The 23,256-nt window shown below is 65.6% G+C and carries 23 protein-coding genes; 21 read left to right on the top strand and 2 right to left on the bottom strand.

Annotation, left to right across the window (positions count from 1 at the left end):
• The first annotated feature begins 15 nt into the window (after positions 1 to 15).
• The 9 genes from RSW2DRAFT_RS13390 to RSW2DRAFT_RS13430 are packed head-to-tail and all read left to right on the top strand — an operon-like array spanning position 16 to position 8,083.
• On the top strand, positions 16 to 570 hold the full coding sequence (locus RSW2DRAFT_RS13390; protein ID WP_008031837.1) for a hypothetical protein: 555 nt from the start codon (positions 16 to 18) through the stop codon (positions 568 to 570).
• Positions 518 to 2,542 (top strand): phage terminase large subunit family protein, encoded by a 2,025-nt coding sequence (locus RSW2DRAFT_RS13395; protein ID WP_008031838.1) that lies wholly within the window; start codon positions 518 to 520, stop codon positions 2,540 to 2,542. The genes RSW2DRAFT_RS13390 and RSW2DRAFT_RS13395 overlap by 53 nt, the downstream gene beginning before the upstream one ends.
• Before the next feature lie 5 nt (positions 2,543 to 2,547).
• Positions 2,548 to 2,763, top strand: a complete 216-nt coding sequence (locus RSW2DRAFT_RS13400) for a phage head-tail joining protein (RefSeq protein WP_008031839.1) — start codon at positions 2,548 to 2,550, stop codon at positions 2,761 to 2,763.
• 1 nt (position 2,764) lies between these two features.
• The gene (locus RSW2DRAFT_RS13405) at positions 2,765 to 4,297 is read left to right on the top strand and encodes a phage portal protein (protein ID WP_008031840.1); all 1,533 of its coding nucleotides are present in this window, start codon (positions 2,765 to 2,767) and stop codon (positions 4,295 to 4,297) included.
• Entirely contained in the window at positions 4,297 to 5,670 is a 1,374-nt protein-coding gene (locus RSW2DRAFT_RS13410) for a S49 family peptidase (protein WP_040672228.1), read from the top strand. Before RSW2DRAFT_RS13405 ends, RSW2DRAFT_RS13410 begins: the two co-directional genes overlap by 1 nt.
• Positions 5,671 to 5,702: 32 nt before the next feature.
• Positions 5,703 to 6,083, top strand: coding sequence for a head decoration protein (locus RSW2DRAFT_RS13415; RefSeq protein ID WP_008031842.1), 381 nt, complete (start codon positions 5,703 to 5,705; stop codon positions 6,081 to 6,083).
• A 24-nt stretch (positions 6,084 to 6,107) separates the two neighbouring features.
• A complete protein-coding gene (locus RSW2DRAFT_RS13420) occupies positions 6,108 to 7,130 on the top strand; it encodes a major capsid protein (RefSeq protein ID WP_008031843.1) in 1,023 nt (340 codons plus the stop codon).
• A gap of 12 nt (positions 7,131 to 7,142) precedes the next feature.
• Positions 7,143 to 7,457, top strand: coding sequence for a head-tail joining protein (locus RSW2DRAFT_RS13425; RefSeq protein ID WP_008031844.1), 315 nt, complete (start codon positions 7,143 to 7,145; stop codon positions 7,455 to 7,457).
• Complete coding sequence (locus tag RSW2DRAFT_RS13430; RefSeq protein ID WP_008031845.1) at positions 7,454 to 8,083, top strand: DUF6441 family protein; 630 nt, start codon at positions 7,454 to 7,456, stop codon at positions 8,081 to 8,083. Before RSW2DRAFT_RS13425 ends, RSW2DRAFT_RS13430 begins: the two co-directional genes overlap by 4 nt.
• Before the next feature lie 53 nt (positions 8,084 to 8,136).
• Here the strand turns inward: RSW2DRAFT_RS13430 and RSW2DRAFT_RS13435 are convergent, their stop codons facing one another.
• On the bottom strand, positions 8,137 to 8,922 hold the full coding sequence (locus RSW2DRAFT_RS13435) for a DUF1828 domain-containing protein (RefSeq protein WP_008031846.1): 786 nt from the start codon (positions 8,920 to 8,922) through the stop codon (positions 8,137 to 8,139).
• Positions 8,919 to 9,416 (bottom strand): hypothetical protein, encoded by a 498-nt coding sequence (locus RSW2DRAFT_RS13440; RefSeq protein WP_156790723.1) that lies wholly within the window; start codon positions 9,414 to 9,416, stop codon positions 8,919 to 8,921. The genes RSW2DRAFT_RS13435 and RSW2DRAFT_RS13440 overlap by 4 nt, the downstream gene beginning before the upstream one ends.
• 127 nt (positions 9,417 to 9,543) lie before the next feature.
• Between RSW2DRAFT_RS13440 and RSW2DRAFT_RS13445 the strand changes: the two genes are divergently transcribed.
• The 12 genes from RSW2DRAFT_RS13445 to RSW2DRAFT_RS13495 all read left to right on the top strand — a co-directional run bounded on the left by RSW2DRAFT_RS13445 (position 9,544) and on the right by RSW2DRAFT_RS13495 (position 23,254).
• Positions 9,544 to 9,966: a hypothetical protein gene (locus tag RSW2DRAFT_RS13445; protein ID WP_008031847.1), complete on the top strand. Its 423-nt coding sequence runs from the start codon at positions 9,544 to 9,546 to the stop codon at positions 9,964 to 9,966.
• A 25-nt stretch (positions 9,967 to 9,991) separates the two neighbouring features.
• Positions 9,992 to 10,930 carry a phage tail tube protein gene (locus RSW2DRAFT_RS13450; RefSeq protein WP_008031848.1) on the top strand — a complete coding sequence of 313 codons (939 nt, stop codon included), beginning with the start codon at positions 9,992 to 9,994 and terminating at the stop codon, positions 10,928 to 10,930.
• Between the two features lie 88 nt (positions 10,931 to 11,018).
• Positions 11,019 to 11,918, top strand: coding sequence for a DUF1186 domain-containing protein (locus RSW2DRAFT_RS18335; protein WP_008031849.1), 900 nt, complete (start codon positions 11,019 to 11,021; stop codon positions 11,916 to 11,918).
• A gap of 84 nt (positions 11,919 to 12,002) precedes the next feature.
• Entirely contained in the window at positions 12,003 to 12,440 is a 438-nt protein-coding gene (locus RSW2DRAFT_RS13460) for a hypothetical protein (protein ID WP_008031850.1), read from the top strand.
• A gap of 71 nt (positions 12,441 to 12,511) precedes the next feature.
• Entirely contained in the window at positions 12,512 to 12,670 is a 159-nt protein-coding gene (locus RSW2DRAFT_RS18725) for a DUF7697 family protein (protein ID WP_449314183.1), read from the top strand.
• Positions 12,663 to 15,089 carry a phage tail tape measure C-terminal domain-containing protein gene (locus RSW2DRAFT_RS13465; RefSeq protein WP_008031852.1) on the top strand — a complete coding sequence of 809 codons (2,427 nt, stop codon included), beginning with the start codon at positions 12,663 to 12,665 and terminating at the stop codon, positions 15,087 to 15,089. Before RSW2DRAFT_RS18725 ends, RSW2DRAFT_RS13465 begins: the two co-directional genes overlap by 8 nt.
• A complete protein-coding gene (locus RSW2DRAFT_RS13470; RefSeq protein ID WP_008031853.1) occupies positions 15,089 to 15,715 on the top strand; it encodes a DUF2460 domain-containing protein in 627 nt (208 codons plus the stop codon). Before RSW2DRAFT_RS13465 ends, RSW2DRAFT_RS13470 begins: the two co-directional genes overlap by 1 nt.
• Entirely contained in the window at positions 15,712 to 16,596 is an 885-nt protein-coding gene (locus RSW2DRAFT_RS13475) for a DUF2163 domain-containing protein (RefSeq protein ID WP_008031854.1), read from the top strand. The genes RSW2DRAFT_RS13470 and RSW2DRAFT_RS13475 overlap by 4 nt, the downstream gene beginning before the upstream one ends.
• The gene (locus RSW2DRAFT_RS13480) at positions 16,596 to 17,048 is read left to right on the top strand and encodes an NlpC/P60 family protein (RefSeq protein WP_008031855.1); all 453 of its coding nucleotides are present in this window, start codon (positions 16,596 to 16,598) and stop codon (positions 17,046 to 17,048) included. The genes RSW2DRAFT_RS13475 and RSW2DRAFT_RS13480 overlap by 1 nt, the downstream gene beginning before the upstream one ends.
• A gap of 3 nt (positions 17,049 to 17,051) precedes the next feature.
• Positions 17,052 to 21,002, top strand: coding sequence for a baseplate multidomain protein megatron (locus RSW2DRAFT_RS13485; protein WP_008031856.1), 3,951 nt, complete (start codon positions 17,052 to 17,054; stop codon positions 21,000 to 21,002).
• 10 nt (positions 21,003 to 21,012) lie between these two features.
• Complete coding sequence (locus RSW2DRAFT_RS13490; RefSeq protein ID WP_008031857.1) at positions 21,013 to 22,935, top strand: DUF2793 domain-containing protein; 1,923 nt, start codon at positions 21,013 to 21,015, stop codon at positions 22,933 to 22,935.
• A gap of 10 nt (positions 22,936 to 22,945) precedes the next feature.
• Positions 22,946 to 23,254 carry a hypothetical protein gene (locus RSW2DRAFT_RS13495; protein ID WP_008031858.1) on the top strand — a complete coding sequence of 103 codons (309 nt, stop codon included), beginning with the start codon at positions 22,946 to 22,948 and terminating at the stop codon, positions 23,252 to 23,254.
• Positions 23,255 to 23,256: the final 2 nt, after the last annotated feature.

Here is a 23,256-nt window from a genome sequence, read left to right on the forward strand (position 1 = left end):
GACGATGCAATCGCCATGAAAGGTATGTCCGAGCGCGAGTATTCCGCCCATTCCGGCCTGTCGCGCGGGGCGATCCAGAAGGCGCGCAAGGCCAGTCGGCTGGTGGTTTACGCCGACGGGTCGATCAACGCGGCGGCGTCCGATGTGCGTCGCGGGGAGATGACCGATCCGGACCAGCAGCGGCGCAGCACCGGCGGCACCGGTCGCACCGGCGGCGATAGCGGGTTTTCCGGCCCAGCCGACAGCTCGTCCTATCTGAAGGCCCGCACCGCGCTGACCGTCTATCAGGCGCAGGAACGTCAGTTGGCGATCCAGAAGAAGAAGGGCGTGCTGGTGGATCGCGCCCGGGCGGAGGCCTTGGTGTTCAGGCTGGCGCGGCAGGAACGCGACACATGGGTGACGTGGCCCAACAGGGTGGCTGCGCTGATGGCTGCGAAATTGGCTTTGGAGGTGGAAAAGCAAACGGGACAGATCGTTCTGATCGAGGCTGCGACCCTGCAGAGAGTGCTGGAAGCTTATGTCAGAGAACAGCTTGCCGCCCTCGCAGACCTCCGCGTCTCCTTGGGGTGACGATGTTGACGTGACCGCTGACCTCGACCTCGGGTTTGACGGGGCCGAGGACGTTCTGCGGATCTGGCGGCGGGGCATGGCGCCCGACCCGGACATGACGGTGTCGCAATGGGCCGACCAGCATCGCTGGCTGTCGTCGCTCAGCGCCGAACCAGGACGCTACAGCACGGCGCGCACCCCCTATCTGCGCGAGATCATGGATGCGCTGTCGACGGGCCATCCGGCGCAGCGGATCAGCTTCATGAAGGCCGCACAAGTGGGCGCGACCGAGGCTGGCAACAACTGGATCGGCTATGTGATCCACCACGCGCCCGGGCCGATGCTGGCGGTGATGCCGTCCATCGAGTTGGCAAAGCGCACCTCGCGCGGGCGGATCGATCCCCTGATCGCGGACAGCCCGGCGTTGCGCGAACGGGTCAAACCGGCGCGGTCGCGCGATGCGGGCAATTCGATGCTGTCCAAGGAGTTTCCCGGCGGCATCCTGGTGCTGACCGGGGCCAATTCGGCCGCAAGCCTGCGCTCGATGCCCGCGCGCTACATCTTTCTTGACGAGGTGGACGGCTACAAGCCTTCGGTGGAGGAGGAAGGCGATCCGGTCACGCTGGCCGAGGCGCGCACCACGACCTTCTCGCACCGGCGCAAGGTGTTCATGGTCTCGACGCCGACGATCCGGGGCCTGAGCCGGATCGAGCGGGAATACGAGGCCAGCGATCAGCGCCGGTATTTTGTGCCCTGCCCGCATTGCGGCGCGATGCAGTGGTTGCAGTTTGACCGTCTGCGCTGGGCCAAGGGCCAGCCCGACACGGCAGCCTATCATTGCGAGGCCTGCGAGCGCCCCATCGCCGAGCATCACAAGACCCAGATGCTGGAGCAAGGTGAATGGCGGGCGACCGCCGCTTCTGCCGATCCGCATTCCATCGGCTTCCATATCTCGGCGCTCTATTCGCCCTTGGGCTGGAAAAGCTGGGCCGAGATTGCGCGGGGCTGGCTCGCCGCCCAAGGCTCGGAAGAGATGCTGCGCGTCGCGCGCAACACGTTGCTGGGCGAGACGTGGGTGGAATCCGGCGACGCGCCGGAATGGCAACGGCTGGCGGATCGCCGCGAGGTGTTTGCGGCGACCGTGCCGCGCCTCGGGCTGTTCCTTACCGCCGGGGCCGATGTGCAAAAGGACCGGATCGAGGTTGACGTCTGGGCCTGGGGCCGGGGATTGGAGTCCTGGCTGGTGGAACACATCGTCATTCCGGGCGGCCCCGACGACCCGGCCTGCTGGGACAAGCTGACGACGCTGCTGGGGCGGACATGGGTCCATGAGAGCGGCGCGGTCATGCAGTTGTCCAAGCTCGCCATCGACACCGGCTATGAAGCCCCGGCGGTTTACGCCTGGTCGCGCGCCGTGGGCTACGGCCAGGCGACACCGATCAAGGGCGTGGAAAGCTTCAACCGCCCAACGCCGGTGTCGGGTCCGACGTTCGTCGACGCCACCATCGGCGGCAAGCGACTGCGGCGCGGCGCGCGGCTCTGGACCATCGCCGTGTCCACCTTCAAGGCGGAAACGTATCGCTTTCTGCGTCTGGAACGTCCCTCGGACGAGGATCGCGTCGTTGGCGTCTGCGATGCACCCGGCACGATCCACCTGCCCAGCTGGGCCGACACCGAATGGCTGAAGCAGCTGGTGGCGGAACAACTGGTCACGGTGCGCAACAAGCGCGGCTTTGGCCATCAGGAATGGCAGAAGATGCGCGAACGCAACGAGGCGCTGGACGCCCGCGTCTATGCCCGCGCTGCGGCGTGGATCCTCGGCGCTGATCGCTGGGACGAGGCGACGTGGCGGTCGCTGGAAGCCCAAGCGGGCGTGCAAACCAAGGTGATCGCCGCCCCCGAGGTGGCGATCCCGGCCGCCCCGACCGCCGGGGCGGTGCAAACACCGCGCCGCCGCCGCACCGGCGCGGTGCGTCCATCGTATATGAGGTAGCAAAAATGACTTTGGCAGAAATGCAGGCGCTACTCAGCGCCCTTCTTGGAATGCGCTTTGGCGGCGTGCGGTCTATCACTTATGACGGGCGGCAGATCACCTATGGCTCGGACGCCGAGCTTGCCACAGCGATCTTCGATCTTGAGCGGCGGATTGCGGCGTCAGATCCCGCGGTCGCGCGCCCCCGGGTGTTCCGGACCTTCGCCAGCAAGGACTTGTGACATGACCCGGACCAACTGGCGGGCGCGCGTCGGCGCTTGGGTCGGCGGCTTTGGCTTGCCCGGCGGGTTTGACGCCACTTCCGGCCAGCGCCGGTTGAAGGGCTTCACCACCTCGCGCGCCCATGTCAACGCGCTGATCGCAGGCGCAGGGCCCGAGATGAACGCCCGCGCCCGCTGGCTGGTGCGCAACAACGGCTATGCCAACAACGCCATCGAAAGCTGGGCCGCCAACACGGTCGGCAACGGTATCAGCCCGAACTCGACCATCGCAACCCCGGCGCGCAAGGACGCATTGCAGCGGCTTTGGCTGGCCTGGACCGACGAGGCCGATGCCGAGGGGCTGACGGATTTCTACGGCCTTCAGCGCCGCGCAGCCCGCGAAGTGTTCATGACCGGCGAGGTGTTCCTGCGCTTTCGCCCCCGCCGCGCAGACGATGGCCTCGTGGTGCCGTTGCAGGTCCAGATGCTGCCCTCGGAAATGCTGCCGCTTCCCCACAACGCCGTGGCGGCGGGCGGCAACGTGATCCGCCAAGGCATCGAGTTCGACCTTATCGGTCGCCGCGTCGCCTATCACTTCCTGCGCCGTCATCCCGGCGACAGCACCGATCCGGGGCTGTCGGGCGAGACGGTGCGGGTGCCAGCCTCGGAAGTGCTGCACATCATTGACCCGGCCGAGGCTGGCCAGTTGCGCGGCGTCTCACGCTTTGCCCCCGCCATCGTGAAGCTGTTCCTGCTCGATCAATATGATGACGCAGAGCTGGACCGCAAAAAGGTGGCGGCGATGTATGCGATGTTCGTCACGTCACCGGCCCCGGATATCCCGCTGAAGCCCCTCGACCCCGATGCGCCGCTCGATCAATACGAGGTGGCCCCCGGTCAGGTGGTCCGTCTTGACCCCGGCGAGGAAGTGACCGTCAGCGCCCCGGCCGATTCCGGCGGCACTTACGAGCCGTTCCAGTATCGCACCCTGCTGCAAATCTCGGCCGCGCTGGGCATCCCCTACGGATATCTCAGCAACGACGGGGCGAAGGGCAACTTCTCGAATTCGCGGCTGTCGCTGATCGAATTTCGCCGCCGCGTCGCGGCCTGGCAGCGTTCGGTGATGGTGTTCCAGATGTGCCGCCCCATCTGGGCGCGGTTCATCGACACCGCCGTGCTGGCGGGCGCACTGCGGTTGCCGGGGTATGACCGCCGCCGCGGCGAATATCTGGCGGTCGACTGGCTGCCGACCAAGTGGGATTGGGTCGATCCGCTGAAGGACGCCAATGCTGAGATTGCCCAGATCGAAGCCGGGCTGAAATCGCGCACCCAAGCCATCGCCGAGCGCGGCTACGACGCCGAACAGGTGGACCGCGAGATTGCCGCCGAGCGTGACCGTGAGCGCAGGCTGGGCCTCGACTTCCGCCGCCCGGGATCCCCGGCGCAAGGGCCGGGTGCGGGTGATCCGAATGCTGATCAGAACGAGCCGGATCAGAACGCCGCCGATCCCAACCAGGATCCGACCCAAGACACCGCCCCGCAGGAGGGACCATGATGTTCCACGCCCAGATTGCCCAGCGGGCGTTCAACACGCCGCTGCTGGTCGAGCCGTCCAAGGCCATGGCATTCCTCGCCGGGCTGGGGCCGCGCATCACCGGGCGGCAATTGCGACTGGCGGGGCTGGAGGTCGCGCCAGAGGATGTCGTTGCTGCCACCACGCACGCCCGCGCCGGGATCCTGACCAACGGACTGGCAGCGGATTACCGGCGCGAGGGCCAGTCGCCGTTCGCAATCGTCGATGGCATTGCGGTGATCGAAGTGTCTGGTGTGCTGGTGCATCGCGGCGCTTGGATCGGGCAATCGTCGGGGCAGACGTCCTATGAGGGGATCGCGGCACAACTTGCCGCTGCCGTCACCGACCCCGCCGTGCGTGGCATTGCGCTGGAGATCGACAGTTTTGGCGGCGAAGTCGCGGGCGTGTTCGATCTCGCCGATGCGATCCGCGCGGCGCGGACAGCAAAGCCGGTGCAAGCCTTTGTCGCCGAACATGCCTTCTCGGCGGGCTACGCGCTGGCTTCGCAGGCCACCTCGATCATCCTGCCGCGCACCGGGGCGGTGGGCAGCATCGGCGTTGTGGTGATGCACGCCGATCTGAGCGGGCAGCTCGCCGACGATGGCGTGACCGTCACGCTGATCCACTCCGGCGCGCACAAGGTCGACGGCAATCCCTACGCGCCGCTGCCCGACCCAGTGCGGGCGCGCATCCAAGGCGAGATCGACAGCCTCCGCACATTGTTTGCCCAGACCGTCTCCGCCGGTCGCGGTCGCCGCCTGACAGCCGAGGCGGCGCTGGCCACCGAAGCTGAATGTTACCGCGGCGCAGAGGCGGTGGCAGCGGGCCTGGCGGATGAAGTTTCCGACCCGGCATCTGCCTTCGCGGCCTTCGCCGCAGCCTTGAACGGGCGCGGCACAATCCGAAGCGCTGGGCCCGGACGCCCGGTGCAATCCCACCAGTCCAAGGAGTCGATCATGAAACCCAACGCAACCAGCACGACCGAAGCGCCCGCCACCGATCAAACCGAGGTGCAGGCCGTGCCAGCGCCTGTCGAGCCGTCCCCCGCCCCGGTGGTTCCGCCCGCGCCCGCGCCGACCGAAGCCGCCACGGCTGTCGCCCTCGCCCGTGCCGAGGCGGCGGAACTGGCCACCATTGGCGCGCAGGCGGCCCGTCTTGGCCTCTCCATCGACGTGGCCGAAGCCGTGCAAAAGGGGCTCCGGCCCGACGCGCTGCGCGCTTCCATTTTGAACCAGTTGGCCGCGCGCGGCGATGCCAGCGCCGTTGCCGTCGTGCCGCCGCCGAAATCGGCCGCGCCGGAAAGCCCGCTGCTGGCCGCTGTCAAGCGCGCCACCGCTGCTGGAAAAGCCGCCTGACGCCCTCACCTTGAACCGAAAGGGACTGAACCATGACTGCTCTCACTCAATCGCCCACCATGGGCGACGTTCTGAAATATTCGGAAAACCCGAATTACACCAACGAGGCGGTGACGCTGCTGACCGGCACCAACTACAAAGTCGGCTCCGTCCTAGGCAAGATCACCGCCAGCGGCAAATACAAGCTGGCCGCCGTCGGCGCGGTCGATGGCTCGGCCGTGGCGGTGGCGGTGCTGTTGACGGCCACTGATGCCACGGCGGGCGATGCGACCGGTGTCATTCTGGCGCGCGGCCCGGCCATCGTCTCGAAAGCGGCGCTGGTGTTTGACGCGACCGTCAACGACGCGCCCAAGACCGCCACCAAGCATGCCGAGCTGACCGCCGCCCTCATCGTGCCGCGCACCAGCGCCTGACCCCCCAACCTCCCGGAGAAAACCATGAACGCCATCATTCGCAACCCGTTCGACGCGGGCGGCTATTCGCTTGCCGAGATGACTCAGGCCATCAACATCCTGCCGAACCTCTACACAAGGCTGGGCGAAATCGGCCTGTTCCGCTTCGAAGGCATCACCCAGCGATCGGTCATCATCGAGCAGTTCGAGGGGGCGCTGAACGTGCTGCCCTCGGTGCCCTTGGGTGCCCCCGCCACGGTTGCCAGCCGCGAGGGCCGCTCGATGCGCTCGTTCGGCCTGCCGTGGATCCCGCATGATGATGTGATCCTGGCATCGGACATTCAGGGCGTGCCTGCGTTCGGCGGAAACGAGAACGACCAGCTGGCCACCGTGATGCTGCGCAAGCTGACGCTGATGCGCCGCAAGCATGCCCAGACCCGCGAATACATGGAGATGAATGCCCTGCGCGGCATCGTGAAGGATGGCGCTGGCATCACCCTCTACAACTACTTCACCGAACTTGGCCTCGGGCAAATCTCGGTGGACTTCCTCCTCGGCACCGCCACCACCAAGGTGCAGGAAAAGGTGCGCGAGGCGATCCGGGCGGTGGAGGACAACCTCTTGGGCGAGTCGATGATCAGCATTTACGCGCTGGTCAGCCCGGAGTTCTTCGACAAGCTGATCGGCCACGCCCTGACGCAGGACGCCTACAAGTTCTACGCGGCCACAGGGGCGCAGCCCTTGCGCCAGGATGTGCGGCGGGCTTTCCCCTTCGCAGGCATCCTGTTCGAGGAATATCGCGGCACCGTTACCCTCTCGACCGGGGCGGCGGAACGGCTGATCCCGGCTGGCGAAGGCGTCGCCTTCCCGATCGGCACCATCGACACCTTCACCACCTATGGCGGCCCGGCCAACCAGATCAGCCTCGCCAACACCATCGGCCTGCCGCTCTATGCGCGCCAGCTGATGGACGAGAAGGACCGCTGGATCAACATCCTGACGGAAGCCTCGATCCTGCCGGTCAACAAGCGGCCGCGCACCGCGATCCGCCTGTTCAGTTCCAACTGATCGGGGGCATAGATGAACGCCTTCACCACCGCCATGAACATGATCTTCGCCGACCGCAACATGGCGGTGGATGCCCTGTGGCTTGCGGGCGGGGTCGGCCCGGGCGTTGCCGTCCGGGTCATCCGCAAATCGCCCGACGAGATCACGCCCTTCGGCGCTGGGCGGATATTGTCGGAAACCACTCGACTGGACGCCCGCATCGCAGACCTGCCCACCCCCGCGCCGGGCGATCTGATCAGGATCGGCGCGGAGGACTTCATCTTGCAAGGAGAACCGAAGCTCGACCGCGAACGCCTGATCTGGTCGCTGGACACGAGGCCCGCATGAAGCTGAAGATCGCCTTCGATCCCGACATTGTGGCGCTGATGCAGGCTGAAATCGCCGCCGGGGAAAAGGCGGTGTCCGCTGCCATGCGCGAGGCGGGCACCTCTCTGAAATCCGCCTGGCGCGGGCAGATCACCAGCGCGGGCCTTGGCACCCGGCTGGGAAACAGCATCCGCCTCGCCAGCTTCCCGAAATCCGGCGACAGCCTGAACGCGGCCGCGCTGGTCTGGTCCAACGCGCCGGTGATCATCGGCGCGCATGACACGGGGCCGCTGATCCGCTCCAAAAACGGGTTCTGGCTGGCGATCCCCACCCCGGCCGCAGGGAAGAGCACCAAGGGTGGCCGCATCACGCCAGGCGAATGGGAACGCCGCACTGGCCTGCGCCTGCGGTTCATCTATCGTCGCCATGGGCCGAGCCTCTTGGTGGCGGAGGGAAGGCTGAATTCGAAAGGACGGGCCGTTGCCTCAAAGTCAAAGACCGGACGCGGCGTGGCGACCGTGCCGATCTTCCTGCTTGTGCCGCAGGTCAAACTGCGCAAGCGGCTGGACCTCGCAAGGGATGCGGAGCGGGCGGTGAACGGCGTTCCGGGGTTGATCGTGGCGAACTGGGTGGCAGGGAAGACCTAGCCTGAACAATGGACGTTAGAGAGCAGCCTGTGTCAGGCCAACCGTCCAATCCCTTAGGCTGCCACCCTAGGTGCGCTAGAAACAAACTGGACGACTTTGGCGACGGCCTGCTTTTCGTCACCCTCGTAGACGCCGACTGAATCCAGCCGGTTCATAGCTCGTGTCCGTGTATGCTTGGAAACGGCGTTTTCACGCTCGAGCAGCGCCGCAACCAACGGCCGGGTTTCACCAGCACCCTGCGTTTCAGACCGCAGAAGCATGGCCTCAACTAGCGATAGGTCATTCTGTGCAAGATACAGCGCCACCGGGGCGCGACCAGATTGTTTGAGAACTAGATCAGCCCGCAAATCTGCGCTTTGATCATCTGCTGGAGAATTCTCCAGTATCTCCACGTCTTCAGGCAACGACGATGCAAGCGCCGTCCGCACGTCTTCCTTGAACGTGCTGCGAACGCGATCCGCTGTCATCTGTACCAGATCAGAAACCCTTACGAGAGCCACAATGAGCCGGATCGCATGCGCTGGAATTTCGGATTTCGAGATTGGACCAGTCGAAATTTCCAGTGCGTCGTCATCGAATGTGGCGTCAGCGGTTTCAAGGATCGAGGCGAGCGCCTTCTTCCTTTGATCAGATGCAAGATCGTAGCCGGATGCGACCAGTGACGGCAGCAACCGCCCGGCGTCTTCCAGTTTCCAGTGACCGGTGCTGTCGGGACCGATTGCGTACAGGCCTGCTGGATCGCCTTCGATTTCAAACAGAGTCGTGCTGATGCCGAAGCCACAGGGAAGCTCCGTCACGCTGACACTGTCACAAAAGGCTCTGCAGAGTTCCTGCTTCACAATAGGGTCTCGTCGCTATCACCGCGTGAATGCGGCAGGTTGAAAAGGCTGTGAGCGACAGAAACCGCCCAGTCATCGAAGCCCGATATCACATCGGTGCCAAATCGGCTATCTCGCCCGCAAGGTCGCTTCCTCGCGTCGGCCCCGATCACGACACCGCTTTGTTTGGTTTCAAAGGGTTGATAGTGGATGTGCCAACCTGGATGCGATCCATGGTGTTCGATCCGACACAACACTGTCATATCGCGCCCCACCAGATGGCCCAACATAGCCATGAATTCTTGCTTTTGTGCCTTGTGCGCGAGCAGAACGCGGTACTGATCTGTGCCCACCGCAAACGAAATCAGACGCCAAGTCCAGGTTCCGGCCAGACGATAGGATTGGTTGCCGCGAAGTGGAAATGTGGTCTTTGGCATCTTCTTGCCAGTTGTCCAGCTTCCGGTGCTAACCTGTTCTTTCTCTGCAGAACGGACCCATGCTGCGCCCTTTGCCATGACTGCTCCAAATCACCTTTTTGCCAATAGTAGCACAGGCTTCGCAAAGCGCGAATAAATCCCGAAGGGAACCTTGTGGGTGTCGCCATGGAGGTTTTCCAGACCTACAATCGCAGGAGCGAACAGGATGGCCACCACCCGCGATACCGTCCTGGCTGCGCTGCACGCGCGGCTGCAGCCGCTTGCCGCCCTCACCCTGCGCGATGAAGTGCTACCCGAACGGATCCCCGCATCGGGGCTGATCATCCTGCGCGATGGCCAGCCGGGCGAGCCGGAGGTGACGCTGTCGCCGCTGCGCTACCACTACCGGCACCGGGCCGAACTGGAGGTCGTCGTCCAGGCTGGCACAGGTCGGGCCAGCACCTTCGATACCCTGATAGCCGCCATCGGCACCGCACTGGAGGCCGACCGCACACTTGGCGGCCTCTGCGACTGGGTCGAACCCGAAGCCCCAGCCTCGGTTGACCTGCCCATCGAGGGCGCGGCGGCGCTGAAGGCGGCGGTCATCACCGTCGTCCTGCACTACACCACTACCGGCCCTCTGGCCTGACCATCCCTACATAAAGGAGACTCCCATGGCACGTGCGCAAGGCGCGCGGGCGCAGATGGCGCTTGCGTATGAGACGGTTTACGGCACCCCGCCGGTCAGTGGGTTCCGGCTGATGCCTTTCGCCCGGGCGACACTCGGGTCGGAACAGCCGCTGCTGGAATCCGAACTGCTGGGCTACGGCCGCGATCCATTGGCCCCGATCAAGGACGCGGTTACTGCCGACGGCGAAGTGGTGATCCCCATCGATGTGGAAGCCTTCGGTTATTGGCTGAAGGCGGCGTTCGGCCAGCCCACGACCGCTGGTACCACGCCGAAGACCCACACATTCCAGTCGGGCAACTGGACCTTGCCCAGCATGTCCATCGAGACAGCCATGCCCGAGGTGCCGCGCTTTGCGATGTATTCCGGATGCGTCCTGGATCAGCTGTCTTGGCAGATGCAGCGGTCGGGTCTGCTGACCGCCACCGCAAAGTTGGTGGCGCAGGGGGAAACCATCGCCGCCACGACCGCTGCTGGCACGCCCACCGCGCTGGGCCTGCAGCGCTTCGGTCACTTCAACGGCACGGTGAAGCGGAATGGCGCCGCGCTGGGCAATGTGGTCTCGGCCGAGATCACCTACTCCAACAACCTCGACCGGATCGAAACCATCCGCGGTGATGGCCGCATCGATGGCGCAGACCCGACAATGGCGGCGTTGACCGGGCGGATCGAGGTGCGGTTCTCGGACAGCACGCTGGTGACCCAAGCCATCGACGGTAGCCCCTGTGAGCTGGAGTTCAACTACAGCCTCGGCGCGAACGCCAGTTTCACCTTCACCGCGCATGCCGTGTATCTGCCGATCCCCCGGATCGAAATCGCCGGGCCGCAAGGCGTGCAGGCGACGTTCGACTGGCAGGCCGCCAAAGCCACCAGCCCTGCCCGAATGTGCACAGCTGTGCTGGTCAACACTTTTGCGGCCTATTGAATTGAGTATGAAGGACCATCCGCACAGTGGAGGCGGACGCGGAATAGCGGTATCCCCTTCAACGATTCCCCGTTGAAAGGTTCCGCAGATGACACCCGTCGAAATCATGGCTGCGCTGGAGGCCAGTGGCCCCCTGCCGCGCGAGGCGCTGGAAGCAGCAGGGCAATCGCGCGAAGAGATGGTGCCGGTCTTTCTGGACTACATCGGCAGGCTGCAATCCGCAGGCATGGACGATCTTGAGGGCATGGATGCCTTCGTCTTCATGTTCTTCCTGCTGGCGGAATGGCGGGAGACGCGGGCCTATCGCCCGCTGGCCACCCTGCTCCGGCGCGATCCGGAATTTCTGGATGCACTGTTGGGGGATTCGATCACCGAAGCCTCCGCGCGTGTCATGGCAGGGGTGTTTGACGGCGATCTGCAACCGCTGTTCGACATCCTGCTGGATAATGATGCCGATGGTTTCGTGCGCGGCGAGATGTTTGACACGCTGGCCATCGTCGCCTTGGAGAACCCGGACCTGCGGCCACAAATCACGCAGTTCCTGATCGACTTCTTCGACCTCACTGGCACCAGGACGGGCGAGGAAGTCTGGTGGTCTTGGGCCGAATGCATCGCGGCCCTTGGCCTTGCAAACATGGACACGGCGGTGCGCGCCGTGTTCGACAGTGGTCTGATCACCCCGGATCACAGCCGGTTCGAGGACTTTACCGAGCGGCTTCAGGCGACGCTGGATGCCGGTCGGCCCGACTGGTTCACCAGCCTGTCGAGCAACACGCTGATCACCGACACCATCGCAGAACTTGCACGGTGGTACTGCTTCACGCCGGAGTATCTGGCCAAGAAGGCTGCGGGGACACTGAACGTCCTGTCCTCCCTGATGCCCCGCAGCGGTGATCCGTTCAACGCCGTGTTCACCGGCAAAGTAGGGCGGAACGATCCCTGCCCCTGCGGCAGTGGCAAGAAATTCAAGAAATGCTGTCTCCAATGACCTGAACAGTCCCCCTTCTCTACTGACCACCCTCCCCAGCGACGTGCCCCGGCACGTCGCTTTTGTTTTGAGAAAGGCCCACCGATGATCCGACTGAACCTGACCGCCACGCCGCAATGGCTGGACCTCGCCCCCGGCTTGCGCCTTCTGGTCGGCCCGCTGACCACCGCGCTGATGGTGTCCGCCCGCGCCGACCCTGCCATCGAGGCCCTGCCAGAGGGTGCCACGCAGGAGGCACTGGCGCTCGCCATGGCGAAAGCAGTGGCCCGCCGCGCGGTGCTGGATTGGGAGGGCGTCGGTGATGCCATGGGCACAATTGTGCCCGTCACCCCTGAAGGGATCGACGCGCTGCTGGAAATCTGGCCAGTCTTCGAGGCCTTCCAGACGCAATACGTCGCCAAGGGCCTGATCCTGGACGCCGAAAAAAACGTCTCCGCGCCCTCGCCGACTGGTCCTTCGGCGGTGGCGACAGATACTGCGCGGCCTGCGCGGGCCCTTGTCCAGACTGCCCCGCAAGACTGAACCGCCCGCACACACTGGACGGCTGGCAGATCTGGGATCTGGTCGGCCGCCTTGGTGGCCAGCTGCGCGTAATCCCTGGCGCGATCCTCGGCTGGGACATGGGCGCGGCCCTCGCACTGGCCGGGGCGCTGGGCATCGACACCCTGATCGCCGCCGAACTGCTGCCCGAGATTGAGGCGGTCATGGTGCGCAAACTGAACGAACAGATGGAAGGAGGCCGCGATGGCTGAAAAACGGGTCAGTGTGCGCCTCGTGGCGGAAGGCGGCCGCCAGGTGCGCGCGGAACTGGAAGGCATTGGCGATGCCGGGGCACGCGGGTTCGGGCGTCTCTCGACCGAAATGGAAATGGCGAACACCCGGCTGGCCAGCTTTGCCCGCAAGGCCGGGATTGCCCTAGCCGCCATCACGGTCGCGGCAGCAGCGGCTGGCGTTGCGATGGTCCGATCCGGATTGGAGACCATCGGCGCGCAAGCGGACATGGCCGCGTCCCTGAAAACCACTGTGGAAAGCCTGCAGGTACTGACTTGGGCTGGCGAATTGGCAGGCGTGTCTCTTGGTGAGATCGAACAGGCCACGAAGAAACTGACCACGCGGTTGTCGGAAGCGGCCGCAGGATCCGGATCGGCTGTCGGGGCCTTGCAACGTCTGAACCTGACGGCGGCGCAATTGCAGGCCTTGCCGCTCGACCAGCGTATCGTCACCATTCAGGAGGCCCTGAACCGCTTTGTGCCAGAGGCAGAACGCGCCGCTGTCGCCTCCGACCTCTTTGGCGACAAGGCTGCGCTGGCGTTCCTGCGCATCGATCCAGCCACTTTGCGCGAGGCGGCGCAGGATGTGCGCGATTTCGGGGTGGCGGTCAGCGCCAGCGACGCCGCCCAGATCGAACGCACCGGCGATGCCATCGCAAAATTGAGCCTGATCTGGCTGGGACTGACCAACCGGCTGACCGCCGCCGTCGCTCCGGCGCTGGAGGTGGTGGCGAACACACTGGCCGGCATGGCACGCAGCACCGGGCCGATTGGCATCGCGATCAATGCGCTCTTCGACAACATCGGTCGCATCACCACCTATGCCGCGACCTTTGCCACCCTGATGGCAGGGCGCTGGGTTGCGGGGCTGGCCGCTGCAGCGCTGTCAGTCCGGGGCCTGGCCACCGGCCTCGTCATCCTGCGCGGTGTCCTGATCCGCACCGGCATCGGCGCGTTGATCGTCGGCGCAGGGGAGTTGGTGTTCCAGTTCACCCGGCTCGTCGCAGGCGCGGGCGGGTTTGGCGCAGCGATTGGCCTGCTGAAAGAACTGACGTTGGAGGTCTGGGATCGCATCGGCCTTGGGGCCGCGTCTGCCTGGTCGAAGATCGAGGCCAGCTGGGCGGGGCTGCAGGCCACGATCTATGGTGCAATGCAGTCCTCGGTGGAGGCGGTGACCAGTTTCGGCAATTCGGCGGCAGGCATTTTCAAAGGCGCCTATGATGCAGTGAAGGCAATCTGGGGCCAACTGCCTAGCGCTATCGGCGATTTTGCCTTCCAAGCCGCAAACGGTCTGATCGGCGGGGTTGAGGCGATGCTGAATGGCGTCGTCACCCGCATCAACAACTTCATCAACGGGCTGAACGCGGCACTCGACCTGCTGCCCGATTGGGCCGTCGGCGAAGGCGGGGCCCAGATCGGGACGCTTGATCCTGTGGCGCTGGGCCGGATCGACAATCCCTTTGCGGGATCGGCGGCCGCCGCTGGAACGGCCGCCGCTGAAGCCTTCTCGGCCGCGATGGCGCAAACCTATGTCACCACGCCCGACCTTGGCCTCACCGGCATGGCCGAAGAGGCGACAGCCCGAGCCGAGGCCTATCGTGAAGCCTCCGGCATGCTCGCAGATGCAGCCGCACGACCGATGCAAAGCTGGCAGGCGCTGAAGGATGCTGTCGCCGGAGCGGGCAGCGAGGGCGAGGCCGCACTGGACGGGGCCACAGACGCTGCCGACCGTTTGGACGAGTCGATGACGGAAGCCGGGCGCGCTGCCGGTGGCGCGGGGGCCGCAGCGGCAGCGGGCGCCGAAGTGGCCAAGACCGGATGGGAAGCCGCCGTCGCCACCCTTGCGGATTATGCGGCGAAAGCCCGCGATATCGGCGGCGACATCGGCAACACGCTGGTCAGCGCCTTTACCTCTGCCGAAAACGCCGTGGCCGAGTTCGTGAAAACCGGCAAGCTTGACTTTAGCGACCTCGTTACCTCGATGATCGCCGATCTGGCCAAGCTGGCGGCGCGGACCTTCATTCTCGGTCCCATCGCCAACGCGCTCTCCGGCGCTCTGACCGGGGCGGGTGGCATCTTCGCCGATATCCTGCACTCCGGTGGCACCGTTGGGTTGGCAGGAACCGGGCGCATGGTCCCGGCCATGACCTTCGCCGGAGCGCCGCGCATGCATTCGGGCGGCTGGGCTGGGCTTAAGCCGGACGAGGTGCCTGCGATCTTGCAACGCGGTGAGCGGGTGTTGTCGCGCCGCGATGCCACTGGCTACGGACAGGGGCAGTCCTCAGCGCCTGCGGTCAACGTCACCATCCAGACCCGCGACGCCGAAAGCTTCCGCCAGTCGCGCACGCAAGTTGCATCGGACATTGCCCGGGCGGTGTCCCTTGGCCGGAGGGGTATGTGATGGCGTTTCACGAGGTTCGGTTTCCCGACAACATCAGCCGGGGCGCGCGCGGCGGGCCGGAACGGCGCACGCAGATCGTCGAGTTGGCGAGTGGGGATGAAGAGCGCAATGCCAGCTGGGTCAATTCCCGGCGGCGCTTTGACGTTGCTTACGGCATCCGCCGCTCCGACGATCTGGCGGCGGTCGTCGCGTTCTTCGAAGCCCGCAACGGCCGCCTTCACGGGTTCCGCTACAAGGACTGGGCGGATTACAAATCCAGCTTGCCGTCGCTGGCCATCACGCCGACCGACCAGCAGATCGGCACCGGCACCGGCAGCCTGACGACGTTCCAGCTGGTCAAACGGTATACATCAGGCGCGCAGTCCTGGACCCGGACCATCGTCAAACCGGTGGCGGGCACGGTCCAAGTGGCGCTGGGCACTGTGGAACAGCTGACAGGCTGGACGCTGGATGCGACCACTGGCTTTGTCACCTTCACCGCCGCGCCCGGCAACGGCGTCATCGTCCGCGCCGGGTTCGAGTTCGATGTGTCGGTGCGCTTTGACACCGACATGCTCGACGTCACCCTCGACATCGAACGGCTGGGGTCAATCACGTCCATCCCCCTTCTGGAGATCCGGCGATGAAGTCGCTTTCCCCCGCACTTCAAGCCCATCTCGATGATGGCACCACCACCCTGTCCTGGTGCTGGCGGATCATCCGCGTCGATGGGGTGACCCTCGGTTTCACCGATCATGACGCTGTGCTGACCTTTGACGGCACGGGTTTCGAGCCGGAGAGCGGGTTTGCCGCCTCGGAAATCCGATCCGGATCAGACCTTTCCGTCGATGCGCAGGATGCCGAAGGTGTGCTGACCTCCGACCGCATCACCGAAACGGATATCATCGACGGGCGCTGGGACGCGGCACAGGTCGAGCTCTGGCGGGTGAACTGGGTCGACACCAGCCAGCGCGTGTTGATGCGCCTTGGCGCGGTGGGACAGATCCGGCGCGGCCGCATGGCGTTCGTCGCCGAAGTGCGCAGCCTCGCGCATGTGCTGAACCAGACCGTCGGCCGCGCCTATCAGGCCAGTTGCGATGCAGCGCTGGGCGATGGACGCTGTGGCGTCAATCTGGAAGCGCCCGCCTTCAAAGGCAGCGGGACGGTTCTTGCAACAATCAGGGACCGGGGATTTGTCGCCTCCGGCCTCGGGGCATTCGCGACCGGCTGGTTCGCTTCCGGCACCGTGGAGTGGACCAGCGGTGGATCGGTCGGGCGGCGCGCGGAGGTGATGATGCACGAGGTCGCGGATACCGGCGTCACCATTTCGCTGCTGGAAGCCCCGGTGCGGGCGGTGGGCGTGGGCGATGCTTTCGTGATCCGGGCCGGTTGCGACAAGCGGCTGGAAACCTGCCGCGACCGTTTTGCCAATGCGGTGAACTTTCGGGGATTTCCGAACATTCCGGGACAGGATGCGGTGCTGCGTTATGCCTCGAATGGCGACGCCAATCAGGGGGTGGTGCTGTGATGGCCGCCGACCCGGAGGCCGTGATCGCGACGGCGCGCGCGTGGCTCGGCACACCATACCACGATCAGGCCAGCTTGCGCGGGGTTGGCTGCGATTGCCTTGGTCTGGCACGTGGCGTCTGGCGCGATTTGGTTGGGGCCGAGCCGCAAGCGATCCCGCCTTACAGCCGGGATTGGGGCGAGACAGGTATCCGTGAGGTTCTTGCCGATGGCGCGCGCGGCATGATGATCGAGATCCCCGTGGCCCAGATCGGCCCCGGCGCGCTGGTGCTGTTCCGCATGGCCCCGCGCGCCATTGCCAAGCATGTCGGCATCCTCACCGCGCCCGACCGCTTCATCCACGCCTACGACCGGTTGGGCGTGATTGAAGAAGTGTTGACCACAACATGGCGTCGCCGCATCGCCTTCGCCTTCCGGTTTCCGGCAACCGCACCTTTTTCTGGAAAGACCTGATCCATGGCCTCCCTCGTTCTGGGCGCCGTCGGCTCTGCCCTCGGGGCCGGGTTCGGCGGCACCATCCTCGGCCTGTCCGGTGCCGCTATCGGCGGCATGATCGGCTCCTCCATCGGATCGGTGATCGATTCCGCGCTGGTGGCATCATTGTCGCCCGGCCAGCGCATCGAGGGCACGCGGCTCGACAGCCTGCGCATCACGTCTGCCACCGAAGGCACCGTGATCCCGCGCCTTTATGGCCGGATGCGGCTCGGCGGCAACATCATCTGGGCGACCGACTTTCTGGAAGAGGTGAACACTTCAAGCTCGGGCGGCAAGGGCGGCGGGCCGAAGGTCACCACCACCGAATACCTCTATTCCGCCTCCTTTGCGGTGGGACTGACCGAAGCGCCGATCACCGGCATCGGGCGAATTTGGGCGGATGGCAGCCCGATGGACCTGACTGGCGTGACCTGGCGCTGGTATTCCGGCTCCGAGGCGCAGACCGCCGACCCGTTCATCGCGGCCAAGATGGGTGCCACCAGCACCCCGGCCTATCGCGGCCTCGCCTATGTCGTGTTCGAGAACCTCGCGCTGACCGCCTTTGGCAACCGCCTGCCGCAACTGTCGTTCGAGGTCTTCGCGCCCCTTCCCGATCCCGACACCGCCGAGGGGCTGGTGCAGGCGGTGACCATGATCCCGGCTTCCGGCGAGTTCGCCTATGCCACCGATGTGGTGACCAAGACCGATGTAGGCACGAGTACCGCCGAGAACGTCAATGCCATCGCGGACACGCCCGATCTGGAGGTGTCGCTCGACCGACTGGAGGCGCTGGCTCCGGCCGTGGCCAGTGTCAGCCTGGTGGTGGCTTGGTTCGGCGACGATCTGCGCGCGGGCCACTGCACTGTGCGGCCAAAGGTCGAGGTCGCGGCCAAGACCACGGTGCCATCGTGGTCGGTGGACGGCGTGGCGCGGGCCGCCGCCCCGGTAATCAGTCAGATCGACGGCAAGCCGGTCTATGGTGGCACCCCGGCCGATTTCTCGGTGGTGCAAGCCATTCAGTCGATAAAGGCGCGCGGGCTGCGGGTGACGTTTTATCCGTTCCTGATGATGGATGTGCCGCCCGACAACGTGCTGCCGAACCCGTATTCCGACAACGCGGCTGGTGTCGGGCAGGCCGCCTTGCCGTGGCGGGGAAGGATCACCTGCTCGCCTGCTGCGGATTTTGTGGGGTCGGTCGACAAGACCGGCACAGCCGCCGCGCAGGTCTCAGCCTTTTTCGGCAACGCCACGCCCGCAAACTTCGCGGTTTCCGGCACCTCGGTCACTTGGACCGGCGGCACGGATTGGGGTATTCGCCGAATGATTCTGCACTATGCCCACCTCTGTGCGGCAGCGGGCGGGGTCGATGCCTTCCTGATCGGCTCCGAGATGATCGGTCTCACGACGATCCGGAACGGTGCCAGCACCTATCCGGCGGTCACCGCGCTGAAGGCGCTGGCGGCCGACGTGCGCGCCGTTCTTGGGCCGGGCACGAAGATCGGCTACGCGGGCGACTGGTCGGAATACTTCGGCCACCATCCGGGCGATGGGTCGGGCGATGTGTATTTCCACCTCGACCCGCTCTGGTCCGATGCCAACATCGACTTCATCGGCATCGACAACTACATGCCAATCTCCGATTGGCGCGATGGCTTCGACCATGCTGACGCCACCCTTGCGCCTGCAATCTACGACCGGGCCTATCAGCAATCCAACATCGCGGGGGGCGAAGGCTTCGACTGGTTCTACGCCAGCCCGACCGACCGCGACAGCCAGACCCGGACGCCGATCACCGACGGCGGCGTGGCCAAGCCGTGGGTGTTCCGGTTCAAGGATCTGCATGCCTGGTGGAGCAACCCGCACTTCAACCGCCCGGGCGGGGTGGAAAGCGGTGCCGCCACGGCTTGGGTGCCGCAGTCAAAGCCCTTCTGGTTCACCGAACTGGGCTGCCCGGCCGTGGATCGTGGCACCAACCAGCCGAACGTGTTCTTCGATCCGAAGTCGTCGGAAAGCCAGGTGCCCTACCACTCGCGGGGCTGGCGGGATGATGCGATCCAGCGCGCCTACCTCGAGGCAACGCATCTGTTCTGGGGCGCCACAGCGAACAACCCGGTATCGGCGGTTTATGGTGCCTCGATGGTCAACGTCGCCGACTGCGCCGCCTGGACCTGGGATGCGCGCCCCTATCCGTTTTTTCCGCAGGCGAGCGACATCTGGTCGGACGGGCCGAACTGGCGGCTGGGCCATTGGCTGACCGGGAGGCTCGGGGCTGTCTCGCTCGCCGCCCTTGTGCGCCGCCTCTGCCTGCGCGCCGGGCTGGCGGAGGACCGGATGGATGTCTCCGGCCTTTGGGGTGCCGTCGAAGGCTATGTCATCACCGCGCTGGAAAGTCCGCGCGCCTCGATCAGCATGCTGGCGCAGCACTTCGGCTTCGATGCGGTCGAGAGCGAAGGCATGATCCGCTTTCTGATGCGCGGCCAAGGAGCCGTCGCGACGATCACACCCGACGGTATGGTAGCCGCCTCTGGCTCGGGCGACGTGATGGAACTGACCCGCGCGCAGGAAACCGAACTTCCGCAGGCGCTGAAGTGGCAGTTGGCGCGCGCCGACGAGGATTACGACGCGGTCATCGTCGAAGCGCAGCGCATCACCGTGACCGCGGCCCGCATCGCCTCGGAGTCCTTCGCGGTGGCAGTGCCGCCAGAGGAGGCCGAGCGCCGTTGTCGCCGGGCCTTGATGGAAACATGGACGGGCCGCGAAAGTGCCGTGTTCAAACTGCCGCCCTCCCGGCTGGCGCTCGATCCTTGCGACGTGATCCATCTCGACCACGACGCGCGGCTGACTGAGTTCCGGCTGATCTCGGTGGGGGATGCAGGCGCACGCAGCATCGAAGCGCGGCGTCAGGATCGCGCGGTCTACGACCTGCCGCCGGGCGCAGCACGGGCGGCCACGGTAGCCCGTCCGGTCACCTTCGGCGTGCCGGAAGTGCTGTTTCTCGACCTGCCGCAGCTCAGCGACAGCATCCCGGCCCATCAACCGTTGATCGCCGCCGATGCCCAGCCGTGGCCCGGCGAGATGGCGGTGTTCCGCAGCCCGGCGCTGGATGGCTTCACCCTGCTGACCACGTTCGGCCAGAGGGCCAAGATCGGCACGCTGGCAGCGGATTTCTACGCCGGGCCAGTGTCGCGCTTCGATTTGGGCAATGCGCTGGTGATCGACCTCGCCAGCGGCGCACTGCAAAGCGTGACCGATCTCGCCCTGTTCGCCGGGGCCAATGTGCTGGCGTTGGAGGCCGCACCCGGCCAATGGGAGATCGTCCAGGCCGGAATAGCAGAGCTGATCGCGCCCGGACGCTATCGGCTGACCCGGCTGCTGCGAGGCCAGCGCGGCACGGAACTCGCCATGGGCAACCCCGCGCTTTCAGGTGCACGCGTAGTGATCCTCGACACGACGATTGCACCACTGCAGTTGGCACAAGCCGACATCGGCCTGCCGTGGAACTGGCGCGTTGGCCCGGCCTCGCGGCCGGTCAGCGACGCAAGCTACGCCGCCAGGACCTTCACCCCGATAGGGGTCGGGCTGCGGCCGTTTTCTGTGGGTCAGGTCGAACAGCCATGGCGGACGGCCCGCAGCCCCGGCGATCTGACGATCCGGTGGATCCGGCGTTCACGAGCCTTGGCGGCCGACAGCTGGGAGGCTGCAGAGGTGCCGCTGGCCGAGGACAGCGAAGCCTATACGGTGGAAATCCTCGACGGCGCCATTGTCAAACGCACTCTGACAGCCAGCACGACGAGCGTCCTCTACACGGCCGCCCAGCAGATCGCCGACTGGGGCGCAGCACTCGGCCCCGGCCAATCCCTTTCCATCTGCATCTACCAGCTCTCGGCCCTGATCGGTCGGGGCGCTGGGCGCGCCGTCACGCTCACCTTTTGAAAGCAGGATCATGTCCGACATCACCACCCACCTCCTGCTGCCTTACATCTTGGCATCGCAGGGGCAGAAACATGTCACCCACAACGAGGCGCTGCGGCTGCTGGATGCCATGGTCCAGCTTTCGGTGCTGGACCGGGATCTGACAGCCCCGCCCGCCAGCCCGACAGACGGTGACCGATACATCGTGGCCTCCGGCGCGACCGGCCTCTGGGCGGGTTGGGATCTGAACGTCGCCTTTTGGGTCGATGGCGTCTGGCTGCGCCTGGTCCCGCGCCCGGGTTGGCTGGCGTGGATTGCGGATGAGGCGGCCTTTGTCGTCTGGAATGGGTCGGCTTGGGATCTTGTCGGCGAACCGGTCGATGTGTCGGATGCCGTCTTCAGCCTGGTGAACGACGCCGACCCGACGAAGAAGGCGCTGTTCTCGCTGTCGGGCATCAGCACCGGTACGACACGAACCTTCACGCTGCCGAACACATCATCCGAACTGGCAATCCTTGCTGGCACGCAGACCTTCAGCGGCAACAAGACCTTCTCCGGCACATTGACCGCCTCAGGTACAGTCACCGTGTCGGCGGCGGCGGCAACCATTGGCACGGCGACGACGACCGCCACCTACGGTATGGGCACCGGAGCCACGACCACTGGCGTCACCAAGACCGTGAACCTTGGCACCGGCGGCGCATCCGGTTCGACCACCGTAGTGAATATCGGGTCCGCAACCGCTGGCGCTGGCGGAACGACGGTGGTCAACACGCCCACCGTCACATTCGCCAATGCGGTGACGCAGGTGGGTATGCCCCAGGCCAACCTCACTGCCCAGCTTCTCGGCCTCGGCGGTGCCACGGCGGACAGCTACAACCGGGTTTCGGTCAACACCCCGGCGCTCCTGCTCAACAACGCGGGGGCCGGGATCGAAGTGACGGTCAACAAGGCGGTAGCTGGTAACGACGCCGCCTTTGCCTTCAAGACCGGGTTCTCTGCACGGGCGCTGATCGGGCTACTGGGCAACGACGACTTCAGCTTCAAGGTCAGTCCGGATGGCTCGACCTTTTACGAGGCGATCCGGATCGACAGCACCAACGGCCAAGTGGAGTTGCCGCAGCCGACGATCTTGCCCGGTCTTGCGTCAGTACCCGCTGCGCCCCCAACAGGCAAGATTGCCGTCTATGCCCGCAACCGGGCGGGGGCCCCTTGGGTCGATGTGATGCGGCCCTCGGGGCGGGACTTCCCCTTGCAGCCGCATTTCGGGGTGAACCGCATTGCAAACTGGTCGCCGTCGGTCAGCACCGTCATCACCACGGAGGGCCTGCCGATCACCTCGGTCGGCACCGTGTCCACGCCCACCCTTGCCGCTACCAACCTCGCCGCTTCCATGCGGCGATGGCGCCTGACCTCGGCCATCACGGCCAGTGCAGCGGCAGAACAGCGCTCTGCGGGCTGGGCCTGCTGGCGCGGCAATGCGGCTGGTCTTGGCGGTTGGACCTTCGTCTCCCGGATTTCCCTGGCGACGCTGCAGGCGACGGGCATGGGGTTCTTCGGCCTCTATGGCTCCACCGCAGCGCTGGCCACGACGCTGACGCTGGCCACCGTGCTGAATTGCATCGGGATCGGGTTCCAGCGCGGGACGCATGCCAACTGGCAGCTGGTGGCTAACGACGGCACCGGCGCACCGACCCTGACCGACATGGGCGCATCCTTCGCCATCGGTACCGGCGGTGTGCTGACGCTGTACATCGCCACTCCGCCGAACGGCAGTTCCGTCTGGGTGCGGGTGGTCGGCGAGGTGAGCGGCGCGATCTTCGAGGAAGAGATCATCGCCGATCTGCCTGCCAACACCCAGTTCCTCTCGCCCCGCTTCTACCTGAACAACGGCGCCACTGCGGCTGCCGTCGCCTACGACTGCGCGGGCCTCTATCTCGAAACCGACTACTGAAGGACATCCCATGACCGAACGCACCACCATCCTCCACGAGGTCGGCCAGGCCTTCCGTGACAATGGCCTGACCGCAGCCATCACCGCGCTGATCGGCGGGTTCATTGCGCTCCTCGCTGCCGTCACGCGCCGCGCCTTCACCAATGACGCGATGCTGGCGCGGCTCGACCGCGAGCTTGTCGCCGAGCGCGACCGTGTAGACCGGCAGCGCGCCGAGGACCGCAAGGCCGATGCCGACCGGCTTGAACGCATCGAGACCGACATCCGCACCATGCGCAATGTGATGTTTGAGGCCTTCCAGCACGGTCGCAGCGACTGACA

The organism is Rhodobacter ferrooxidans (assembly GCF_000176015.1).
Lineage (GTDB): Bacteria > Pseudomonadota > Alphaproteobacteria > Rhodobacterales > Rhodobacteraceae > Pseudorhodobacter_B > Pseudorhodobacter_B ferrooxidans.

Excerpts from the sequence above, each read along its gene's own strand:
- RSW2DRAFT_RS13390 (WP_008031837.1), top strand. The coding sequence starts at position 16 with ATGAAAGGTATGTCCGAGCGCGAGTATTCCGCCCATTCCGGCCTGTCG.
- RSW2DRAFT_RS13395 (WP_008031838.1), top strand. The coding sequence starts at position 518 with ATGTCAGAGAACAGCTTGCCGCCCTCGCAGACCTCCGCGTCTCCTTGG.
- RSW2DRAFT_RS13400 (WP_008031839.1), top strand. The coding sequence starts at position 2,548 with ATGACTTTGGCAGAAATGCAGGCGCTACTCAGCGCCCTTCTTGGAATG.
- RSW2DRAFT_RS13405 (WP_008031840.1), top strand. The coding sequence starts at position 2,765 with ATGACCCGGACCAACTGGCGGGCGCGCGTCGGCGCTTGGGTCGGCGGC.
- RSW2DRAFT_RS13410 (WP_040672228.1), top strand. The coding sequence starts at position 4,297 with ATGTTCCACGCCCAGATTGCCCAGCGGGCGTTCAACACGCCGCTGCTG.
- RSW2DRAFT_RS13415 (WP_008031842.1), top strand. The coding sequence starts at position 5,703 with ATGACTGCTCTCACTCAATCGCCCACCATGGGCGACGTTCTGAAATAT.
- RSW2DRAFT_RS13420 (WP_008031843.1), top strand. The coding sequence starts at position 6,108 with ATGAACGCCATCATTCGCAACCCGTTCGACGCGGGCGGCTATTCGCTT.
- RSW2DRAFT_RS13425 (WP_008031844.1), top strand. The coding sequence starts at position 7,143 with ATGAACGCCTTCACCACCGCCATGAACATGATCTTCGCCGACCGCAAC.
- RSW2DRAFT_RS13430 (WP_008031845.1), top strand. The coding sequence starts at position 7,454 with ATGAAGCTGAAGATCGCCTTCGATCCCGACATTGTGGCGCTGATGCAG.
- RSW2DRAFT_RS13440 (WP_156790723.1), bottom strand. The coding sequence starts at position 9,416 with ATGGCAAAGGGCGCAGCATGGGTCCGTTCTGCAGAGAAAGAACAGGTT.
- RSW2DRAFT_RS13445 (WP_008031847.1), top strand. The coding sequence starts at position 9,544 with ATGGCCACCACCCGCGATACCGTCCTGGCTGCGCTGCACGCGCGGCTG.
- RSW2DRAFT_RS13450 (WP_008031848.1), top strand. The coding sequence starts at position 9,992 with ATGGCACGTGCGCAAGGCGCGCGGGCGCAGATGGCGCTTGCGTATGAG.
- RSW2DRAFT_RS18335 (WP_008031849.1), top strand. The coding sequence starts at position 11,019 with ATGACACCCGTCGAAATCATGGCTGCGCTGGAGGCCAGTGGCCCCCTG.
- RSW2DRAFT_RS13460 (WP_008031850.1), top strand. The coding sequence starts at position 12,003 with ATGATCCGACTGAACCTGACCGCCACGCCGCAATGGCTGGACCTCGCC.
- RSW2DRAFT_RS13465 (WP_008031852.1), top strand. The coding sequence starts at position 12,663 with ATGGCTGAAAAACGGGTCAGTGTGCGCCTCGTGGCGGAAGGCGGCCGC.
- RSW2DRAFT_RS13470 (WP_008031853.1), top strand. The coding sequence starts at position 15,089 with ATGGCGTTTCACGAGGTTCGGTTTCCCGACAACATCAGCCGGGGCGCG.
- RSW2DRAFT_RS13475 (WP_008031854.1), top strand. The coding sequence starts at position 15,712 with ATGAAGTCGCTTTCCCCCGCACTTCAAGCCCATCTCGATGATGGCACC.
- RSW2DRAFT_RS13480 (WP_008031855.1), top strand. The coding sequence starts at position 16,596 with ATGGCCGCCGACCCGGAGGCCGTGATCGCGACGGCGCGCGCGTGGCTC.
- RSW2DRAFT_RS13485 (WP_008031856.1), top strand. The coding sequence starts at position 17,052 with ATGGCCTCCCTCGTTCTGGGCGCCGTCGGCTCTGCCCTCGGGGCCGGG.
- RSW2DRAFT_RS13490 (WP_008031857.1), top strand. The coding sequence starts at position 21,013 with ATGTCCGACATCACCACCCACCTCCTGCTGCCTTACATCTTGGCATCG.
- RSW2DRAFT_RS13495 (WP_008031858.1), top strand. The coding sequence starts at position 22,946 with ATGACCGAACGCACCACCATCCTCCACGAGGTCGGCCAGGCCTTCCGT.